The sequence below is a fragment of the Helicobacter sp. MIT 00-7814 genome (assembly GCF_003364115.1).
In the GTDB taxonomy this organism is placed as follows: Bacteria; Campylobacterota; Campylobacteria; order Campylobacterales; family Helicobacteraceae; genus Helicobacter_F.
This window is the reverse complement of record NZ_NXLL01000005.1, coordinates 52,712-72,508: the sequence shown is the minus strand read 5'-3', so window position 1 is coordinate 72,508 and position 19,797 is coordinate 52,712. Positions and strand designations below refer to the sequence as shown.

Annotated in this window: 17 protein-coding genes; all 17 read left to right on the top strand. The window is 42.0% G+C overall.

Annotation, left to right across the window (positions count from 1 at the left end; translation table 11 throughout):
• Positions 1 to 48 precede the first annotated feature (48 nt).
• The gene (locus CQA49_RS02665) at positions 49 to 735 is read left to right on the top strand and encodes a hypothetical protein (protein WP_115574421.1); all 687 of its coding nucleotides are present in this window, start codon (positions 49 to 51) and stop codon (positions 733 to 735) included.
• The gene (locus CQA49_RS02660) at positions 728 to 2,899 is read left to right on the top strand and encodes a ribonuclease R family protein (RefSeq protein ID WP_115574420.1); all 2,172 of its coding nucleotides are present in this window, start codon (positions 728 to 730) and stop codon (positions 2,897 to 2,899) included. The genes CQA49_RS02665 and CQA49_RS02660 overlap by 8 nt, the downstream gene beginning before the upstream one ends.
• A gap of 8 nt (positions 2,900 to 2,907) precedes the next feature.
• A complete protein-coding gene (gene holA, locus CQA49_RS02655; protein WP_115574419.1) occupies positions 2,908 to 3,939 on the top strand; it encodes a DNA polymerase III subunit delta in 1,032 nt (343 codons plus the stop codon).
• Positions 3,940 to 4,028: 89 nt separating this feature from the next.
• Positions 4,029 to 4,463, top strand: coding sequence for a 30S ribosomal protein S6 (gene rpsF, locus CQA49_RS02650; protein WP_115574418.1), 435 nt, complete (start codon positions 4,029 to 4,031; stop codon positions 4,461 to 4,463).
• A 40-nt stretch (positions 4,464 to 4,503) separates the two neighbouring features.
• Positions 4,504 to 5,004 (top strand): single-stranded DNA-binding protein, encoded by a 501-nt coding sequence (locus CQA49_RS02645; RefSeq protein WP_115574417.1) that lies wholly within the window; start codon positions 4,504 to 4,506, stop codon positions 5,002 to 5,004.
• A gap of 14 nt (positions 5,005 to 5,018) precedes the next feature.
• Positions 5,019 to 5,273, top strand: coding sequence for a 30S ribosomal protein S18 (rpsR, locus tag CQA49_RS02640; RefSeq protein ID WP_066387318.1), 255 nt, complete (start codon positions 5,019 to 5,021; stop codon positions 5,271 to 5,273).
• Between the two features lie 86 nt (positions 5,274 to 5,359).
• On the top strand, positions 5,360 to 7,288 hold the full coding sequence (locus CQA49_RS02635; RefSeq protein WP_115574416.1) for a primosomal protein N': 1,929 nt from the start codon (positions 5,360 to 5,362) through the stop codon (positions 7,286 to 7,288).
• A gap of 113 nt (positions 7,289 to 7,401) precedes the next feature.
• Positions 7,402 to 8,079: a lysophospholipid acyltransferase family protein gene (locus tag CQA49_RS02630; RefSeq protein WP_258864163.1), complete on the top strand. Its 678-nt coding sequence runs from the start codon at positions 7,402 to 7,404 to the stop codon at positions 8,077 to 8,079.
• A gap of 111 nt (positions 8,080 to 8,190) precedes the next feature.
• Positions 8,191 to 9,237, top strand: a complete 1,047-nt coding sequence (locus CQA49_RS02625) for a hypothetical protein (RefSeq protein WP_258864162.1) — start codon at positions 8,191 to 8,193, stop codon at positions 9,235 to 9,237.
• A gap of 10 nt (positions 9,238 to 9,247) precedes the next feature.
• On the top strand, positions 9,248 to 9,814 hold the full coding sequence (locus tag CQA49_RS02620) for a hypothetical protein (RefSeq protein WP_115574414.1): 567 nt from the start codon (positions 9,248 to 9,250) through the stop codon (positions 9,812 to 9,814).
• Positions 9,807 to 10,403 (top strand): hypothetical protein, encoded by a 597-nt coding sequence (locus CQA49_RS02615; RefSeq protein WP_115574413.1) that lies wholly within the window; start codon positions 9,807 to 9,809, stop codon positions 10,401 to 10,403. Before CQA49_RS02620 ends, CQA49_RS02615 begins: the two co-directional genes overlap by 8 nt.
• Positions 10,404 to 10,459: 56 nt before the next feature.
• Positions 10,460 to 11,506, top strand: a complete 1,047-nt coding sequence (locus tag CQA49_RS02610; protein WP_115574412.1) for an efflux RND transporter periplasmic adaptor subunit — start codon at positions 10,460 to 10,462, stop codon at positions 11,504 to 11,506.
• Positions 11,507 to 11,533: 27 nt separating this feature from the next.
• A complete protein-coding gene (locus tag CQA49_RS02605; RefSeq protein WP_115574411.1) occupies positions 11,534 to 14,779 on the top strand; it encodes an efflux RND transporter permease subunit in 3,246 nt (1,081 codons plus the stop codon).
• The gene (locus CQA49_RS02600) at positions 14,779 to 16,032 is read left to right on the top strand and encodes a TolC family protein (protein ID WP_115574410.1); all 1,254 of its coding nucleotides are present in this window, start codon (positions 14,779 to 14,781) and stop codon (positions 16,030 to 16,032) included. The genes CQA49_RS02605 and CQA49_RS02600 overlap by 1 nt, the downstream gene beginning before the upstream one ends.
• A gap of 80 nt (positions 16,033 to 16,112) precedes the next feature.
• On the top strand, positions 16,113 to 16,595 hold the full coding sequence (aroQ, locus tag CQA49_RS02595) for a type II 3-dehydroquinate dehydratase (RefSeq protein ID WP_115574409.1): 483 nt from the start codon (positions 16,113 to 16,115) through the stop codon (positions 16,593 to 16,595).
• 6 nt (positions 16,596 to 16,601) lie between these two features.
• Positions 16,602 to 17,786 carry a M24 family metallopeptidase gene (locus CQA49_RS02590; protein WP_115574408.1) on the top strand — a complete coding sequence of 395 codons (1,185 nt, stop codon included), beginning with the start codon at positions 16,602 to 16,604 and terminating at the stop codon, positions 17,784 to 17,786.
• Positions 17,783 to 19,717, top strand: a complete 1,935-nt coding sequence (locus CQA49_RS02585; protein ID WP_115574407.1) for a 6-hydroxymethylpterin diphosphokinase MptE-like protein — start codon at positions 17,783 to 17,785, stop codon at positions 19,715 to 19,717. Before CQA49_RS02590 ends, CQA49_RS02585 begins: the two co-directional genes overlap by 4 nt.
• Positions 19,718 to 19,797 lie beyond the last annotated feature (80 nt).

Genomic DNA, 19,797 nt, shown 5'->3' with positions numbered 1-19,797 from the left:
ATTACGCGTTTTTTGACAAAACTTTATCCCACATTTTAAGGTGCAGATTTGCATTATTTTTTGACACGCGATACTTTTTTAATCTCAGATTCTCACTTCGGGCATGAAGCTGTGCTTTCAAAAGAGCCCTCACGCTTAAAAAGCGCGCTTGAGCATGGATTCAAGGATTTTGATTCCTACAGCGTGCATTTGTGGAATAGCGCGCTTAGCGAAAAGTCAAGAATCTGGCATTTGGGGGATTTGTATTTTGGCAAAGGCTATAAGATTCTAAAAAAGCTCAATGGCAAAAAGACGCTCATTGTGGGAAATAACGACATTGGCAAGTTTGAGTATGTCAAGGGGCTAAAATCTTGGCATGTGTGCTCTAAACTCTCTTTGCAGATTCCAGAGCGCAAGCTTATCAAAGAGCGCTTGAAAGCGCAATTTGGCAAAGAGTGCTTGAAAAATATTTACTTAAATGCAGTGGTGTGTGATTTTGAGGGTGAGCGCATTATGTTTTCGCATTTTCCTGTGTTTAATCGCAAGGCGCGCGATAGGTTTGGTGCGGCGCGCGATGTGCTTGATGAGACTTTTAAACTCGCGCAATGCTCGCTAAATATCCATGGGCATTTGCATTCGCGCGATAGTGGCAATAGCTTTTGTATCAATGTAAGCTGTGAGCGGCTGCATTTCAAACCGCGCAAGTTAGGGGAGATTCTGCATTTCCATAAGAAAAAGGTTGCGGCGTATGATTGAATTTTTTTATAGCCTGATTAATGGCGTTGCGCTTGAAATGCTTACGCCAAAGCAACAAGAGATTTTGCAAAAGCTCCTAAAAATGGGCGTTTTAGAGAATCTCAAAAAAGAAACCTACAAGCTAAAGCCGGATTTTTTAATCGGTGTGGCTGATGTGAGCGCGGACTTTCGGCGGGCGTTTATAAGTGTGTTTAATGCGGGATTTGAAAAGGATTTGCTTTTAAAAAACTACCCAAAAAGCATTGCAAAGGGCGATATCATCATCACAAAGCTTGCAAGCCAAAAGCAGGGTAAGCGTAGAGGCGCGATGAGCTATAAGCAAGTGGCGTGTTTTGTAAGCACGCTTTTAGTAAAAGAGCGAATCGGAATCTGCAAGCTCACGCGCAAAAATAATGATAAAAATGGCGAGATTCTAGCGCTTAACTTGCGCGATAAAAGCCTTTTAAGATTGCAAGCGTCCCAAAAAGCGCTCAAAGCCCTGCCACCTGAATGCGTGCTAAAAGTCAATCTCAAAACTTATGAGATTTTAGAAGTGCTTGGGAGCTTTGAAGATGAAAGCATTGATGAGCACATTTGTTTGGAGCAATACAATATACAAAAAGAGTTCAGCACTTCCGCGTTGCAAATTGCCCAAAGTTACGATGAGCGCGTGAAAAAGCGCCATTACAAGGACAGAAAAGATTACACAAAAATCCCTTTTTGCGTCATTGATCCAAAGGGCGCAAAAGACCATGACGACGCGATTTACTACGATAAAAAGCGCAAAAAATTATATGTGGCAATCGCTGATGTAAGCGAATATGTGCCAAAAAATAGCGCGTTAGATAAAGAGGCGCGCGCGCGAAGTTTTAGCGTGTATTTTCCAGAATCTGTCGTGCCGATGCTCCCGCCTAGCCTCTCAAGCAATCTTTGCTCGCTTAAGGAAAAAAAGTTGCGCCTAGCGCTCGTGTGGGAAATAGAGCTCAAAAAATCCAGCATGCGTGAGTGTGCGCTAAATCTTGGCATTATCAAGGTGAAAAAAAGCTTTGATTATGATGAGGTGGATTTTTTGCTAGATTCTAAAAATGCGCCAAAATGGCTCAAAAAATATGCAAAAGTTGTGAAAAAACTGCGCGCTAAACGCCTGCAAAGTGGCTACGACTTCCAAAATCCCGAGCCAAAAATCACACTTGCAAATGATAAAAGTGTGAAAGAAATTAGCCTAAATTTTAGCTCGCTCTCTCATCATATCATCGAAGAATCCATGCTGCTTGCAAATGTGGCAAGTGCGCGCTTGCTAGATTCTCTTCCCACGCAAGGGCTTTTTAGAATCCACCAAAGCCCGCGAGATTCTAAAGTTTCTGAACTTTTAAGCTATATCGAAGAGCTTGGCGCGCCACTTTTGGAGGAATGTGAGTTTGCAGATTTTGACATAGAGCGCGCACAGCAGGATTTTGGTAAAACAACACAGCAAGCGCAGATACAGCAAAAACAAAACGCGCAACAAGAACAGCAAGGGCAAGATCCCGCGCTTCATGCGCAAATTTCTTCTTTGCAAGCATGGGCGGATTTTCAAGGTATGCGCGAGATTGTGGATTCTATGATTATCCGCTTTTTTGCAAAGGCAGCTTATGCGCCCACGCCCCACGCGCATTTTGGGCTAGGATTTGCGCGCTATACGCATTTTACTTCGCCCATTCGGCGTTATTGTGATTTGTGCGTGCATAGAATCTTAAAGGATTTTTTATTAGGGAAAAAGCTTCCAAAGGCTTGGGGAGCGGATTTTATCGCGTGTGAGATAAATTTAAAAGAGCGCAATATTAATTTTTTACAAAGGGATTTTTTGGATCTAAAATATATGCGCTTCGTGCGTAAAAAGCAGAGTTTGGGCGAGGAATTGCAATTGCGCGCGGTGCTTTTGGATCCTCAAAATTTGCAATGTGTAGCCTTAGAGCTTATCCCGCAAGCAAGGATTTTTTTACGCCCGCGCACGCAAAGGGAGCTTCGCGCATTAGGCGAGATTGAACGCTTTAGCACGCTTTTTGTGAAAATTATCGGAGCTTCAGATTTTGGAGAAATTTTTGCTGAAGTTATAGAATCGCCCAAAACTACGCAAAAGCCAAAGCCACAAAGCGCGTCAAAATTTGCTTCACGCAAGCCGCGCAAAGCCCAAAAAACCAAATAAGAATAAAAATGTATAAAAAAGAATTAGATTCTCTTTTGAGTAAGCCAAATCACCTGCCTCGCGCGTATTTGCTCTATGGCGCGAGTGAATTTTATATTGCGCATTATGGGAGCAAGATTGCAAAGCTACTTCTAGCAGGGCAAGGGACAGAGGGGCAGGAGGTGCAGCGCTTTTATTTTGAGGAATGCGATATCAATCAGATTTACACGCTTTTATCGCAAAACTCGCTTTTTGGCGATAAGAGTTTTTTACTTTTGCGCCTTGATAAAAAGTTGGATAAAAAAACTTGCGAAAAGCTCTTGGGCGCGCTTGCAAATAATATGGAAAATGCGCTTATTATTGAGTTTTACGCATCAAGTGCGAAAAGCAGCGCGCAGTATATGCAGGATTGTCGCGCGTTTGTTTCAAACTTTAAAAGTCCAAAAATCCCTGTGGCGGAGGTGCGCTTTTTTGAGCCGAGTTTGAGCGAATGTATGCAGATTTTGCAAGAGCGCACAAAGGAGCTAAATATCGCGCTAAAGACGGAGGATTTGCGCTATATTTTGGAATTGCAAAACAATAATATTGCTATTGCGCTAAAAGAGTTGGAGAAATTTTGCATAGGTGTGGATTCTAGCGAGACAAAGCAGATTGAAAGCCAAAGCGTGCGCTTTTTGAGCGAGGGCGTGGCGAGCTTTAGCGTTGAGGAGCTTAATTGCGCGATAATGGAGAAAAAGCCGTTTTTGAAAATTTTGCAGACAATTTATGAAGAAGGAATTGATGAAATGTCGCTTATTAGGGAAGTAGAGCGATTTTTTTACCAACTTTTTTTATTTTTTTCTTATATCAAAACAAAGGGCGCGCCAAATGCGGCAGAAATCTTAGGATTTTCCCCACCAAGGCATATCATCGAGCGTCAAAGTCGGTATTGTATAAGTTTGAGGGAGCAGGATTATGCAAAGATTTTTGAGCTTCTTAATCAATGGCATGTGGATTGTATGAGTGGAAAAAGTAAAAATGGCATTACGACTTTAATAAAAATTCAAGCTATGTTGCGCTAAAATCGCGCGCTTTTTATACGAAAAAAGCCTTGCTCTTTTAGGATTTTGAGAATCCAAAAAAAGGGCGGTAACACCAAAAGGAGAAAAGTATGAGACACTACGAGACGATGTTTATCCTAAAGCCCACACTTGTGGAAGAGGAAATCAAAGCAAAGATCGAACTCTTTAAAGAAGTCATTACAAAAAATGGCGGAGAGATTGAAACTTGCCTAGATATGGGAATGCGCAACCTTGCGTATGAAATTGAAAAAAACAAGCGCGGGTATTATTTTGTGATTTATTTTAAGGCGCAACCTTCGCTAATTGCGGAATTAGAGCGTAATTATAGAATCAATGAAGATGTTTTGCGCTTTATTGTCATTAAATACGAAAACAAAAAAGAGCAAAAAGCGTGGCAAACCCTTGTAGATAGGGCAAATAACAAGCCAGAACCAAAAAAAGAAAGTAAGAAAAAAGTTAGTGAATCTGCAAAAGAGGAAGCTCAAAGCGCGGATTCTCACGCCCAAGATTCTGCGGAGTCTTAAAGGCACTTTTAAGCTAGAGGCTTAAAGAAAAGGGGAAGCTATGTTTAATAAGGTTATTATCGTTGGTAATTTGACGCGTGATGTGGAGTTGCGCTATTTGCCAAGCGGTAGCGCGGTAGCCACTTTGGGGCTTGCGTCAAATCGTCGCTACAATAAGCAAGATGGCACAAAGGCTGAAGAAGTGTGCTTTGTAGATGTCAAGCTTTTTGGCAGAAGCGCAGAGGTGGCAAATCAATACCTAAGACGCGGCTCTAAAGTGCTTATTGAAGGGCGACTTTCATTTGAATCATGGGTGGATCAAAGCGGGCAAAAACGCTCAAAACATAGCGTCGTCGCTGAAAGCATGCAAATGATGGATTCTAAACCGCAAAATTCTGATAATTACGGAAATGCTGAATATGAATCTAATCAATCCTACCAGCAAGCACCGCGCGCGCCACAGCAGGCATATAACACGCAAGCGCCACAAAGTCAGCCAAATAACGCTTATAGCCAAAATATCCCTGAAATCAACATTGATGACGAAGATATACCATTTTAACCAAAGGAGAAACCATGGAAAAGAAAAAATACTCAAAACGCTACTGCCGCTACACTGAAGCAAAGCTCGAATTTATCGACTACAAGGACATTGAAATGCTTAAGCACTCGCTATCAGAGCGCTACAAAATCATGCCAAGACGTCTCACAGGCAATACAAAGCGCTGGCAAGAAAATGTCGAAGTAGCAATCAAGCGCGCACGCCAAATGGCGCTAATCCCTTACATTGTGGATAGAAAAAAGGTTGTTGAAAATCCTTTTAAAATCTAAGTTTGTTTGGAATCCAAACTTCCAAAACTACGCGCCTTGCAAGGCTTTGAAAACCTTGCGCGCGTAAAATTTAACAAAGATCTTTAATGCAAGATTTTCACTTTGCACTTATCGCGCCTCTTGGGCTAAATTCCCCCCTGCTCACTTACAAAATCCCACAAGATTGCAAGCTTTATGACATTGTAGAGATTGATTTAAAGCAAAAACAGCTTGTCGGCGTGGTGGTGAAGCTCCTTAAGGAAGTGGATTTCAAATTGCAAGAAAAATGCAAGCTTGCAAGCAAAAGTGAGCAAAATTTTTTACCTTTTCAAAAATTGTTGGCAGAATTTATCGCAAGCTACTACTGCGCGAGCTTTTCTCAAACTTTTGCACTTTTCACCCCGCAAAAAAGCGCGCAGATTCCACAAAGCGCACAAAGTTTGCAAAGCGCACAAGCCAAACAAAGCCAGCAAATCCAGCCTTTCCCCCTTCCTACACTTTCACCAAAACAGCAAGAAGCGCTCAACCACGCGCTAGATTCTCAAAATATGCTCCTTTTTGGCGACACAGGAAGCGGGAAAACTGAAATTTACATGCACCTTATCGCGCATGCACTTATCCTTGGCAAAAATGCGTTATTTCTCATGCCAGAAATCGCGCTCACACCACAAATTGAGCAACGCTTAAAAAAGGTTTTTGGCTCGTTAGTGGGAATCTGGCATAGCAAAATCACACGCGCTAAAAAGCAAGCACTCCTAGATTCTCTAAATAATGGCGAAATACGCGTCATCGCAGGTGCGCGCTCGGCGCTTTTTTTGCCACTTCAAAATTTAGGGCAAATCATCGTTGATGAAGAGCATGATGATGCGTATAAATCCCAAAGCACCCCGCGCTACAATGCGCGCGATTTGGCGCTTTACATTGGCAAAAAGACGGATATTAAAGTGAGCCTTGGTTCTGCCACGCCTAGCCTTAGCACTTATACTAACGCGCTTAAAAATAACGCGCTTTTTCGCCTCAAAGGCACGCATTTTGGCGCGAGCAAAAGCCTTCTTTTTAGCTCCGAGCCACCACTTTGTGAATCTATGATTGCGCGCATCGCAAAGGTGTGTGAAAGCCAAAAGCAAGTCATTGTTTTTCTCCCCACCCGCGCGCATTTTAAAAGCCTTTTTTGTCAAGACTGCGGGCATAAGATGCAGTGTAAATTTTGCTCGGTGAATATGAGCGTGCATTTAGAAAAAAATGCGCTTGTGTGCCATTATTGTGGCTTTTCTCAAGCTATCCCAAAGCTTTGCCCGCAGTGTGAAAGCCCAAATTTACAAAGTCAAAGAATTGGCACGCAAGAATTTGCCAAAGAGCTAGAATCTGCCCTGCCTCATCTTAGGATTGGCATTTTTGACAGGGATCATATCACCACGCATAACAAGCTTAACGCCACGCTGAAAAGCTTTAATGACAAAAAAATCGATGTGTTAGTCGGCACGCAAATGCTTAGCAAGGGGCATGATTATCATAATGTCGCGCTTTGCGTGGTTGTGGGGATTGACTATGTGCTAAATGCGATTGATTATAGAGCAAATGAGCGCGCGATGAGTTTGCTTATACAAATCGCTGGACGCACCGGACGCAAGGAAGCTGGCGCGGTGTTGGTGCAAAGTGTGAATAGTGAATTTTTTGAGCGTTTTGGATTGGATTATGAGCTTTTTTTGCAAGATGAGTTGCAAAATCGCGTGAAAATCTACCCGCCATTTATGCGCCTTGCAAATCTTTCTTTCACGCATGCAAAGGAATCTCACGCGCAAAGTCAAATGGAATGCGTGCTTTCACTTTTGCAAAGTGTAAAAAAAGCGCAGAAACTACAATTTGAAATCGTTGGCGCGAAGCCTTCAGAGATTAAATTGCTCAAAGGCAAATATCGCTACAATATCCTTCTGCGCGCAGATTCTAGCCTTGCGCTAAGAAGCGCGATACTGCATGCGCGCAAAAATGTGAATTTTAGCTTTGAGATTGACATTGATCCTTTGAGTGTTTTGTAAGATTTTTTCTTAATAATTTAAGAGAAGGACTTTTAAGAAAAAATTAGCTAAAATCCGCCTTCACACAAAAACCCACAAATTAAAATTTGAAACTAAATTACTAAGGAAAATATTTGCTTTCAAAAGAAACCAAGCGCAAACTTATCCTTCTTTTCGCCCCGCGCCTTATTTGGTGTGTGATATGGATTATGTATGCGCTCACGCGGCATAGATTCCATATTGATGCGCCAAGTATGCAAAAAAACTTCGTCGCGGCATTTTGGCATGGGGAATTGCTAATGCTGCCCTTTTTGTATGCAAAGATAAAAAAGCATATGAGCAAAGAGCGCGAGAAAGGCTTTTATGTGGTTTTTTCGCATCATTTTGATGGGGAGATTATCGCGCGGGTTTGCGAGCTTTTCGGACTGCGGGCATTGAGGGGCTCTAGCTCAAAAGGCGGGATAAAAGTTTTGGTAGAATCTATCCGACTTTTGAAAGAAGGCTATGATATAGGTATCACGCCTGATGGACCAAAGGGACCATATCACAGCGTCGCTGATGGCTCGCTTGCGATGAGTATGAAAGCAAGTGTATCAATCGTACCAATGCGCGTGATGTTTAGCAATTTTTGGGAGCTAAAAAGCTGGGATAAACTCAAAATCCCAAAGCCTTTTTGCAGGATTGATTATTACGCAATGGCGGGCTTTAGGGTGGATCCTGCAATGCCAATGGAGGAGGCAAAGAATCTGCTAAAAGCGCATTTAGCAAGCGTGCAAAAAAAGGGCGAATGTTGGAAAGAATCTTGCTTATAAGGTTTTGTTGTGGGTGGATTCTAAGGATTCTCATCAACCAAAAATGCCGAGTATGGGCGCGTAAGCGAAGTGTAACGAAGCTGGAGCGGAGCTCACAAGGGCTTTGCTCTTGTGAGTGATACAATTAAACAAAAGGAAGTGGTATTGTTTAACTTTTCTCATCTCTTAGCACCATTTTTTTCTACAGCTCTCATCGCGCTAGATGTCGATGGGCGCACCTGTGCGGTGTCTGTGCTGGTGAAAAAGCATGGCAGGGTGAAAGAGGACTTCCGCAAAGAATTTAAATGCGTCAATAACGAACTTCCCATTGAAGCCGCAAAGCTTATCCGCGCTTATAAGCGTAAATACCCATTTACCTATCTTGGTGTGCTTGCAAAGACTTATAATCAAGGGCTTGCCTCCACCACTTCTCGCTCAAAAATGGCAAAGTTTGGGATCAATGTCAATGACAGCGTGATTATCAAGCTTGATACTTGGGTTTGCTACATTAAAAAGCGCGCGATTGATGAAAATCGTGTGCGCTATCTCAAAGCGCTAGGGCTAGATTATCTCTTTTCGCCATTTTTGCTTATTTATTCCCTTGTCTCAAATAGCTTGCATAAGCGCAATTGTCTTTATATCCTCGCGCAAAAAAACAGCATTACCTTGCTAATTGCAGATAAAAGTAATGTGCTTTTTGGCGGATATTTTTTCTTGGGCAATGATTTAGAGGTTAATCCAAAAGAAGAGAATCTTAGTGAAATCCACTCAATGCTAGATATGAAAAATATCGAAGGGCTCATTGGCTCATCAGTTGAAGAGTTAAAAGAAATTGGCGAGTTAGAAGATATTGATAAAGAAGTGCTAGAAGAAGAGTTCCTTCCTCAAGAGGCGCAAGCGCGCAAAGATGAGGAAAAGAAGCAATCGCATTTAGAGGAATTGCGCGATTTAGCGCGCGCGAATAATGCCGCAGAAATCATCATTAATTGCATTAGTGAATTTTATGGCAATGATATTTATACGAGCGATTTTTTGGAAAAAGTTGTGATTTTAGATAGTTATGGAATCTCAAAGCAAGCAATCGAGCATATTAAAAGCACCTTGCTTTTAGATATTGAAGTTAAAAAAATCGAGCTTACAAAAAGCATTATCGCGCTGATGCAAAAAGAAAGTCGCTAAAGGAGCAGGCGTGGCTATATCATACAGCTTTATCCAACCAAAAGCAAAGTCAATCCTTAAAAAACTCACAAAAGTTTGGATTCTCTTTATAGTGCTAGCGGTGCTTTGTATGGCGGGATTCTACGCGCTTTTAAATTTTCAAATTTATCAAAAACAAAATGAACTCCAAATCATCGAAGCGCGCACGCACAAGCTTGATTTAAATATCATCGCAGCAAAGGATTATCTCAACCGCTTGCAGTTTGAGCAAAATAAAACAGCGCGTATTGTGGAAAATCTAGATTCCCAAGTTGTCCCAAGTAATAAGCGCTATCGTGAAGGTTTTGAGCGCTTGCTTGCATTAATCCCCGCGCAAATCACACTAAGAAGCCTAAAAATTGACAATGACTATTTGGAATTGCGCGGCATTACGCCTTCAAAAGAAGTGTATGTATTCTTGCTTCAAGCCCCGCTAAAAGCAAACTTTGATGAATCGCGCGTGGATTTTTTCCCTCTTGCAAATGGCTGGCTTAATTTTGTCTCTATCAGTCGCAAGACACAGCCCTTTATCCTGCCACAGGAGGAAGATGATGAATGATTATAAATCAGAATACATTGTAAAAAATATACTTTTTTTTATTGTTTTTGCTGGTATCGCGCTTTTTGGTATTACGCAGATTTTGCTTCCAAAGATTCAGATTTATAAAACGCAAGTGAGCGAAAATAGGCGCTCCCAGCTTATTTTAAACCAAACTCAAAGTGATTTTGACAAAATTAGCACGCAAGTAAGGGATTTTATCGCGCAAAATAAAGCCACTTTTGATAAACTCTATTTTCCAAATGCAAAAGATGATTCCACCCAAGAGCGCGCGATTGAAGAATTAAACGAGTTTTTGCATAATTATTTTTTGAGCTTTACGCTTACACAAAAAAAGGTTTTTGTTGAAGATGATTTGCAACGCACAAGGCTTGAGCTAAAAGGCTATGTGAGCGATAGCACAAAGTTAGTGCAAATGATGGAAAATCTGCATACTCTGCCTTTTGTGTTGCGCCTTGAAGTGCCACTTTTTGTCGAGGAAGATAGCGCTAGCAAAAGCTCCAAAGTCACTCTTGGGCTAGAAATCGTGCAAAGTCGCTATCGCCCGCATACGCTTATTATTGAGGAGAATCTGCAATATAAGCCTTAAGGATTTTTAGATTCTAGCGATGTTTGTGCGTTAAAAGTTAGAAAAAAGGAGTTGGCGTGCGTGGTATCGGTGCTATCTTTTTTGCAATAAGCGCGCTTGTGCTATGTGTGCCTTTTGGCTTTGGCGCGGAAATTAGCGTGGTTTCTAAGCCCATCACAAAAGGAAGCTTGCAGTCTCAAAGCACCTTTTTAGGCACACTGCATTTTAGCAATAGTTCCAAAGTCGCCTCGCAAACGCGCGGTGTGGTGGAAAAGATAAATTTTAAAATCGGGGATTCTATCAAGCGCAATGCGAATCTAGCCCAGATTAACGCGGATTTATTACAAAAAGAAATCCAAAGCAAAGAAGCCAAACTCGCCCAAGCAAAATATATCCACGAGCGCCAGCAAAAAGAGCTTGCGCGCTATAAAAATCTTTTGAAATCAGATTCTGTCTCTTTGCAGCAATATGAAAGCATCGAATACGAGCAAAAATCCCAATACAGCAATATCTTAGCCCTAACTTCCGAGCTAGAATCTGCAAAAGTCGAGCTTGCCAAAAAAACCATAAAAGCACCAATCAAAGGAATCATCGTAGATAAAAAAATTAATATCGGCGAGTGGATAGAAGTGGGCGATGCGATTTGTGAAATCCTTGACACCACGAGTGCGGAAGTGATTGTCGATGTGCCTTCGCATATGCTTTCTTTTCTTAAAAACGGGCAGGAAGTTGGCATTATCATTGATAAAAAAAATTATAGCGGGAAAATTTATGCCATTATCCCACGCGCGGACTTACAGACGCGCACTTTCCCAGTGAGGATCAATGTAGAAAATGACGGAAGCTTTGTTGATGGGAAAGCTGCAGAAGTGATGCTTTCAAATGGTGGCAAGGTGGAGGGCGCGATGGTGCCAAGGGATTCTATAGTGAATTATTTAGGAAATCCTAGCATTTTTGTAGTCAGAGATTCTAAAGCAGTGGCGCTAAGCGTGGAAGTGCTAAGTATGCAGGGGCAAAATGCCATTATCCGCGCAAATTTAAAGCAAAATGATTCTGTGGTGACGCGCGGGCAGGATAGACTCCAAAATGGCGCGCAGGTTAGAGAATCCACGCAATTAAAATAAGAAAATCAAAATGAGACAATTAGAGTAATGAAGCAAGCACTTTTATTTTTTCTCAAAAATCCCATGGTAGCGTTTGTGTGCGTTATTTTTATGCTGCTTTTTGGGATTATGGGTTTGAAAAATATGCCCTACCAGCTTTTGCCACAAGTCACACGCCCAACCATTAGCGTTTATACAAATTGGAGTGGCGCGACGCCATTTGAGATTGAAAAAGAAATCATCAATCGCCAAGAAAAAGCGCTCAAAGGAATTGAGGGCTTAGTGACGCTCACTTCCACCGCAAGGCAATCTCGCGCGATTGTTGGCTTAGAATTTAGCCCAGAAATCGATGTGAATTTCGCGCTTTTAAAAGTGAGCGCCAAAATGGACGAAATCAAAGGCTATCCTTTAGATGTCGATAAGCCCACAATCACCATCAGCGGGGAAAATATCCCGCCTGCAATTTATCTTTTCCTGCGCACACTACCAGAGAATGAACGCGAAGTGGATACTTATAAGACTTTTTTTGAGGATTATATTTTAGGAAGGCTAGAGCGCGTAAATGGCGTTGGCGAGGTGTTTTATCCCGGTGGGCGCGCTACGCAAATGCAGATTTTGCTAGATTCTAAAGCCTTAGCCTTTCATAGCATAAGCATCGCAGAAGTCATAGATTCCATAAAAGCGCATAATCAAAACACCACCGCAGGCAGTTTGGACTATGGCTTGCGAAGCTATCGCATTAAAGTAGAATCTCAATACACAGACATTAACGCCATTTTGCAAACGCCTATAAAGCAGAGTGGCGGGCGGATTCTCTACTTGCAAGATATTGCTGTGGCAAGTGAGGGCTTTGCAAAGCAGACAAGCTATGGCTATGTGAATGACACACGCGCTTTGAGCGTGCAAATCGTCCCAACGCCAAATGCAAATATTTTAGAGCTTACCCAAAATATGCGCGCTGTGGTGAGCGAGCTAAATGAAACGATTTTGCGCGATCAGGGCTTAGAGTTTGTGTGGAGCAGGGATCAAGAGGGCTATATTTTAGATTCTATCGCGCAGGTGAAAAATAATATTTTGCTAGGCATTGTGCTTGCGTGCGCGGTGCTGTATGTGTTTTTGCGTAGTATTCAAAGCACGCTTGTGGTGCTTGTGTGTATCCCAATTTGTATTATTAGCTCGTTTTTTCTCCTTGATGCTTCCCATCGCACGCTTAATGTCATCACGCTTGCGGGTGTGAGCTTTGCGATGAGTATGCTTATAGATAATGCCATCGTTGTGGTGGAAAATATCTCGCGTCATTTGCAAATGAAAAAAAGCGCGCTTCAGGCATGCGTGGATGGCACGCTTGAGGTTATTGGCGCGATTTTTGCCTCTGTTGTTACGACTATTGCGATTTTTATACCAATTTTAAATATGCAAGAAGATATCGGGCAGCTTTTCTCTGACATTGCGCTAAGTGTGTGCTTTGGGCTTATTATTTCGTTTTTTGTTTCACTTTTTATAATCCCTTCCGCGCAGTTTGTGCTTTTGCAAAAGTTTGGCACAATAAGCGCGCAAAATTTTGCATTTTTACAAAAACTAAGTTCTTTTGGAGGGAATCTTAGTCAAAAGTTAATGCGAATTTTGAGTAAGATTCTCACTTCGCCAAAACATTGCGTGCTTTTTATCGTGGGCTTTTTGGGGCTAAGCGTAATTGTAAGCATAGCGCTTATGCCAAAGTTAGATTATCTCCCAAGGGGAAACGAGAATCTTTTAATCGGCTACATTAACACGCCACCGGGGATTTCATATGAAAATCGCAAGGAAATTGGACAGGCGATTTTTGAGCAAAACAAGCATCTTATCCGCGATTTAGGCTATACGCAAAAAAGCGCACAGGATTTGCCACCAATTGAGCATCTCTTTTTTGCAAGTAATGAATCTTATATGCAGCTAGGGCTTACTTCTAGCAATCCTGCTGAAGTAAAGCGCCTTATCCCGCAAATCCGCAAAAGCATAGAAAATATCCCCGATGTGCAGGCTTCAATCGTGCAACAGGGCATTTTTGATAAAGGTGTGAGCACGCAAAGCATTTATATTTATATTGTGGGCGAAAATCTAGATTCTGTCAATGCCACCGCAAGCGTGCTAAATAGCGCGATAAAAAGGCAAATGCCTTATATGCAAACGCGCCCACTGCCCGCGCTAGAAAACAATGTGCGCGAATTAGTGCTGTATCCAAATGATGTAACTTTAGCGCTTAATGGCTTTAATGCAAAGAGTTTTGGGCAGATTGTAGATGTGGTGCTAGGGGGCAAGGAAATAGATGAGTTTAAAACGCCAAGCGGAAAAACTATCGATTTGGTGCTTAAAGCCCTACCGGATTTAAGCCCGCCCTCCATTGCGCGCGCGCTTGAGAGTGAAGATTTTGATGCGCCAGAAGAGTTTGCAAATACGCAAATTACTACGCCAAATGGGAAGCTTTTGCCGCTAAGCGTTTTAACAGATATTAAGCAAGAATACTCAATGTCGCAAATCCGCCATTATGAAAGGGAGCGCTCTATTTTGCTTGTGCTAAATTCCCCACCAGAAATGCCACTAGAGCAGATTCTCTCAACCTTGCAAAATGAAGTCATCGCGCCACTTAAAAACGCCGGAGAGTTGCGGGATAATCGCCTTATTTTTGGCGGTGCGGCAAAAGATATAGATTCTAGCAGGGGCGATTTGTTTGTGGGCTTTGGGCTTGCGTTGCTTATTACTTATCTTATTTTATGCGCGCTGTATGGGAATTTCAGCTATCCGTTTATAATTATTTTCAGCGTGCCTTTTGCGGTGGCTGGCGGACTTTTGGGACTAGGGATTCTCAATTTGTTTGATAATGCAAATCTTGATATGCTAAGTTTGCTAGGATTTATTATTTTGGTTGGAAGCGTGGTAAATAATGCCATTTTAATCGTGTATCAGACAAAATACAATCTCATTTACGGCAAAAATGTGCTAGATTCTATCACTGAAGCGACACAAAGTCGCTTGCGCCCGATTTGTATGAGTATTTTTACAAGTGTGTTTGGCTTGCTCCCGCTTGTGGTGATTGTGGGTTCAGGAAGTGAGATTTATCGCGGGCTAGGTGCGGTGCTTGTGGGTGGATTGCTTTTCTCTGGGCTTTTGAGCTTGCTTATAATCCCTTGCGCGCTAAGGGTGTATTTTAGATTAAAAGAGCTTGAGATAAAAGCGCTTTGTAAAAAATATCTTGTGCTTTGTAAGAATCTAGTGCAAAAAATCCTTTTAAAAATCCTAAAATCAAGGAAAATCTAGTGAGAATCTTTTTGCTTTTTACTTTGCTTTTTGCCTCTTGTTTTGGGCTTAATCTCAACGAAGCCATTGCGTTGGCATTGAAAAATTCCCAGCGCATACAAGAAGAAGAATTTAATGTCAAAAAGGCTCAAAACACCAAACGCGCGCAATATGGCAACTTCGCACCAAAGCTAGAACTGCGCTATTCTATCACGCAAAATACACGCGTAAATGGCGACATCATCACCACAAACCTTAGCGATATTCACGCAAGCTATAATCTTTTTAATGGACTCAAAGATTTTTATTCCCTCAAGCGCTATGAAAGCTTAGAATCCGCACAGCGCTATCTTAGCGAGGCTACAAGGCAGGATATTATTTTGCTGGCAAAAACGCTTTATATTCAGATTTTAGAAGCGCGCGATAATTTGGCAATTTCTACAGAATCTATCCGCCTTTTGGAGTTGCAAAGACGCCAAGCGGAGGATTTCTATCTGCAAGGTTTGAAGGCAAAAAGTGATTTATTAAGTGTTGAGGTTATGCTTGCAAATGCCAAAGTCACGCAAAGCAACGACAAAAACACCCTGCAATACGCCCTGCTTTCTTTGCAAAAATTGCTTAACCAAAATATCGCGCTAGATTCTTTAGAATCCTTGCGCCCACAGGATTTAAACGCGCTAAATTTTGAGCGCGCAAAGTTAGAAGATTCAATGTTGCACTCACGCTCGGAATATCTGTATTTATGCGCGCTTTTAGATTCTTTGCAATATGAAAAGAAAATCGCGCAAGGTGCATATTTGCCAAAGTTTGACGCTACCTTTTCGCGCCTTTGGTATAGTAATGATGTAAGCACGCTCAATCGCCTCGGCACAAACCTGCAATCGCAAGCAAAACTTAGCATTACATGGAATGTTTTCAATGGCTTAAGCGATAGGTATGTTATAGAATCTAAGCATTTTGAGATTCTCTCTGCCCAAAGTCGTTTGGTGGATTTGAAGCGTGAGCTAAACTTGGCACTTGATAAGGCGCTAAGTGATTTAAATATCGCAAAAGAACAATATGAAGTCTCTAAAAATGCTGTGAGTTTGGCGGAAGAGAGCTATAAAATCGTGCAAAATCGCTACAAGCAAAATATTGAGACTTCAAGGGAATTGCTAAACTCTGAAGTCGCGCTTTCTCAAGCAAGATTGCATTTCAATCAATCCGAGCACCGCATAAATCTTGCTTTGGCAAACTTAGAGCGCATCGTGCAAGATTCTCTAAATAAAATCTAGCGCAATAACTTTTTAAGAGAATTTGCCCTATAATTGCGCCTTTTTAGAACGCAAAAAAGCATAAAAACAAAGGAGAGCAAATGAAAATTCTTGTCATTCAAGGTCCAAATCTCAATATCCTAGGGCATCGCGAGCCACACATTTATGGCAATATTAAGCTAGAGCAAATACATGAAAATCTCAAAGCTCAAGCAACTCAAAATAACGCACAAATCGAGTTTTTTCAAAGCAATTTTGAAGGCGAGATTATCGATAAGCTCCAAGAGTGCATAGGTGGGGAATATGATGGCGTGCTGATTAACCCAGCGGCGTATTCTCACACTTCAATCGCAATTGCAGATGCGATCGCTAGCTGTGGCGTGCCGGTGGTGGAAGTGCATATTAGCAATATCCACGCGCGCGAGGATTTCCGCGCTAAAAGCCACACAGGGCGCGTGTGCGCGGGCGTGATAACAGGCTTTGGCGCGTTTGGCTATCATTTGGGCTTAATTTCACTTTTCCAAATCATTAGCGAAATCGCGCACCTAAAAGCCCAGCAAGAGCAACAAGCGCAAAAGGCGTAGATTCTAATGAAAGCAGAATCTTATTTTGTGCTGTCCCAAAGCGCGCAGTATTATGAATGCGGGTTTGACTGCGATAATGCTATCGTGCTAAAAACGCCAGAATCTAAGTTTTTTTTCACCGATATGCGCTATGTTTTGGAAGCGAAACAAAATATTGCGAAAAATTTCGAGCTGGTAGAATCTCAAACAACAAGCCAACATTATAGAATCCAAGATTCTAAGCAACAAAGCAAGGCAGAGTGTGTGCGCGAAGCGGAGCCGAAGCGGAATTCACTTCCGCGAGGCGATACAATTGAAGTAGTGGATTCTGCGGATTTATGCGCTACTTTGGCACAGGCGATTAAAAAGCTCAAACTCACAAAATTAGGCTTTGATTCTTTAGAAGTCTCGCTTGATTTTTATCACTCTCTTTGTAAGCATTTGGAAAATCTAGGCGCAAAATGCGAGCTTGTCGCAATGCCAAATTTTCATCAGCATTTGCGCGTGTGTAAAAATGAGGCGCAAATCGCGCTTCTCAAACAATCTCAAAAACTCAATAAAAAGGCTTTTAAGAAGTTTGCAAACTTCGTAGCAAAGGCAATTGCGGATAAAAAGCCAATGAGTGAGCAGAATCTGCATTTTTATGCCAGCACATTTTTAAGCGCGAAAGGAAAATATGAACTAAGCTTTAATCCAATTGTCGGGCTTAATGCCACAGGTGCGAAGCCTCACGCCCTGCCAAGTGCAAAAATTAACTTAGCCAAAAATGATCTTTTGCTTTTTGATGCGGGGATAAAATTTAAGCATTACTGCTCGGATATGACGCGCACCGCGCGCGTGGGCGAAAATATGGATTTTAGCAAGAATCAAAAGTTTAAAAACAAAAAACAGCAAAAAATCTATGACATCGTAAGAAAAGCCCAAGAAAACGCCATCACAAAAGCACGCGTGGGAATGAAAGCAAAAGAGATCGATTCTCTTGCGCGCAGTGTTATAGAATCTGCTGGCTATGGGGAGTTTTTCGTGCATTCCACCGGGCATGGCATAGGGCTTGATATACACGAGCTTCCGCGCATTTCTGCACGCAGTGAAATGGTGATAGAAGAGGGCATGGTGTTTTCTATTGAGCCCGGGATTTACTTAGGCGATGAATTTGGCGTGAGGATTGAAGATTTAGTCGTTATGCGTAATGGCGTCGCTGAGGTGTTATGAATCTTTCTGAAATCCTGCATACAGGCAATTTTGCGCGCTTAGATTCTTATATGAGTGCGACTTTTGCGCGCAATATGGCGTTTTTTAGCACACTTAATCCCCGCTTGTTTGCACAGCTTCAAACTCCGCCCACAACGCATAATCTCTACTTTGATGGCAAAGAGCTAAATATTCTCAACCTTAGCGATGGTGCGTTTGTGTATAAACAAGGCGAAATGCTAGCCTTGCAACGCGCCCTAGCGCTAAATCCGCTCAATAACACAAGCTATGAGCTTTATACAAATAATCTCACACTCCAAAAGTTAGATGAAGAGAAAATCCCGCTAACTGCGAAAGTTTGCAATAATCTTATTGATCTTATGTTTGCTTCCCCTTGTCAAAAAGAGTTTCTTTTGAGTGCGAGTTTTTTACCAAGCCTTACGATTTTTGGTGCGTTGGGCGGGATATTTTTGCAGATTCTCTTAGAATCTGGCGTGTATTTTCACTCACTACTACTTTTTGAAGAATACCTTGATATGTTTCGCATTATGCTGTATTTTGTGGATTTTGAGTTGCTTTTTGCGCGCGTTGGGGAAAAGTCGTGCTATTTGTTTGTGGAAAATCTCATCAACAAAGAGTTTGTCAATAGCTACTTTAGCACGCATAAGATTACGAATAATTTTTTGCGCCTTGAGCTGTATTTGTATGAAAGCCCTAAGATTGCCAGCGCGCGCAGTATCGTACATGAGGCGTATAAAATCAATGCGCGCGGGTGGGGGAGCTTTGATGATGAGATGATAGGCGTGAAAAATAGCGTGAAAAATTTTCATGCAAATTTTGGAATCCTAAACCTTCCAAAGCGTGTGAATGTGCCAATTTGCGTGGTGGGAAATGGGGTGAGTTTAGATTCTTTGCTTCCTTTTATTAAAAAAAACGCGCCAAATATGCTGATTTTTTCCTGTGGCACAGCGCTAAAACCGCTCAAAGCTTATGGGATAGAGCCTGATTTTCAAATCGAAATCGAGCGTATTTCTTATCTTAAAGAAGTGCTAGAGGGTGCGCCACTAGGCGACACGACGCTTTTATGCGGAAGTGTGGTGCAACCAAATGCGCTAAATCTCGCCAAAAAAGGCTTTTTGTTTATGCGTGGCGGGAGTGCGAGCGCGTATATGTTTAGGGCAAAAAGCGTGGTTGAGTTTAGTGCGCCCTATGTTGGGAATGCGGGCTTTGCGCTTGCGGCACTTTTGGGCGAAGAGGTGCTGATTTGCGGGCTAGATTGTGGCTATATCGAGGGCAAAAGCAAGCATGCGAAAAATTCTTTTTATGGGAAAGAATCTAGCGCCATTCCAGCAAATGCCTTTGAAGTGCGCGCAAATAAGAGTAAAAAAGTCTTTTCTGATGCGCTTTTTTCGCTAAGCGCGCAGAGCATTGAGCGCGCGATTAAGGTTTTTGCGCCAAATCTTGTGCTAAATTTGGGCGAGGGTGCGTATCTACAGGGAAGCAAGGCGTGTGATGTCGATGCGTTTGAACTAAGGAAAGTCAATAAGGCGCGCGCTATTAAACAAATAGAATCTTACTTCCAAAAAGACTATAACAAGGTGTTTAAAGAAAAAAAATTTGCAGATTTATACACAAAAGAGGTGCTGGAGTATAAAGATGAGCTATTAAAAGCGTTGCGCGTAAATGTGGGGAGCAAAAAAGAGCTGTTTGCGCTTGTGGATAGGGTGCATCGCTTAAGCCTTAGGAAAAGTGCGAGCGCGCCATTTGTGGGGATTTTGTTTGAAGGCTCAATCGCGCATATTTTGCATACGCTTATGGTGTGCGTGCTGCATTTAAGCAGTGATGATATTAGTGAGTTTTATACAAAAGCTTACGCGCTCATCGAGCAGGGCTTAGGCACAATGGGCGTGAGCTACCGCCTCTTTGCGATGCAAAATAAAATGGCAGAATAATAAGCAAAACTTATCATCTTTTAAGTTTGTATTATATTTTTTAGCTTATATTTGCGTTTTGGTTTGACTTTTTTATTTCA

Coding starts and splice junctions, on each gene's coding strand:
- CQA49_RS02660 (WP_115574420.1), top strand. CDS start 728: ATGATTGAATTTTTTTATAGCCTGATTAATGGCGTTGCGCTTGAAATG.
- holA (WP_115574419.1), top strand. CDS start 2,908: ATGTATAAAAAAGAATTAGATTCTCTTTTGAGTAAGCCAAATCACCTG.
- rpsF (WP_115574418.1), top strand. CDS start 4,029: ATGAGACACTACGAGACGATGTTTATCCTAAAGCCCACACTTGTGGAA.
- CQA49_RS02645 (WP_115574417.1), top strand. CDS start 4,504: ATGTTTAATAAGGTTATTATCGTTGGTAATTTGACGCGTGATGTGGAG.
- rpsR (WP_066387318.1), top strand. CDS start 5,019: ATGGAAAAGAAAAAATACTCAAAACGCTACTGCCGCTACACTGAAGCA.
- CQA49_RS02635 (WP_115574416.1), top strand. CDS start 5,360: ATGCAAGATTTTCACTTTGCACTTATCGCGCCTCTTGGGCTAAATTCC.
- CQA49_RS02615 (WP_115574413.1), top strand. CDS start 9,807: ATGAATGATTATAAATCAGAATACATTGTAAAAAATATACTTTTTTTT.
- CQA49_RS02605 (WP_115574411.1), top strand. CDS start 11,534: ATGAAGCAAGCACTTTTATTTTTTCTCAAAAATCCCATGGTAGCGTTT.
- aroQ (WP_115574409.1), top strand. CDS start 16,113: ATGAAAATTCTTGTCATTCAAGGTCCAAATCTCAATATCCTAGGGCAT.
- CQA49_RS02590 (WP_115574408.1), top strand. CDS start 16,602: ATGAAAGCAGAATCTTATTTTGTGCTGTCCCAAAGCGCGCAGTATTAT.
- CQA49_RS02585 (WP_115574407.1), top strand. CDS start 17,783: ATGAATCTTTCTGAAATCCTGCATACAGGCAATTTTGCGCGCTTAGAT.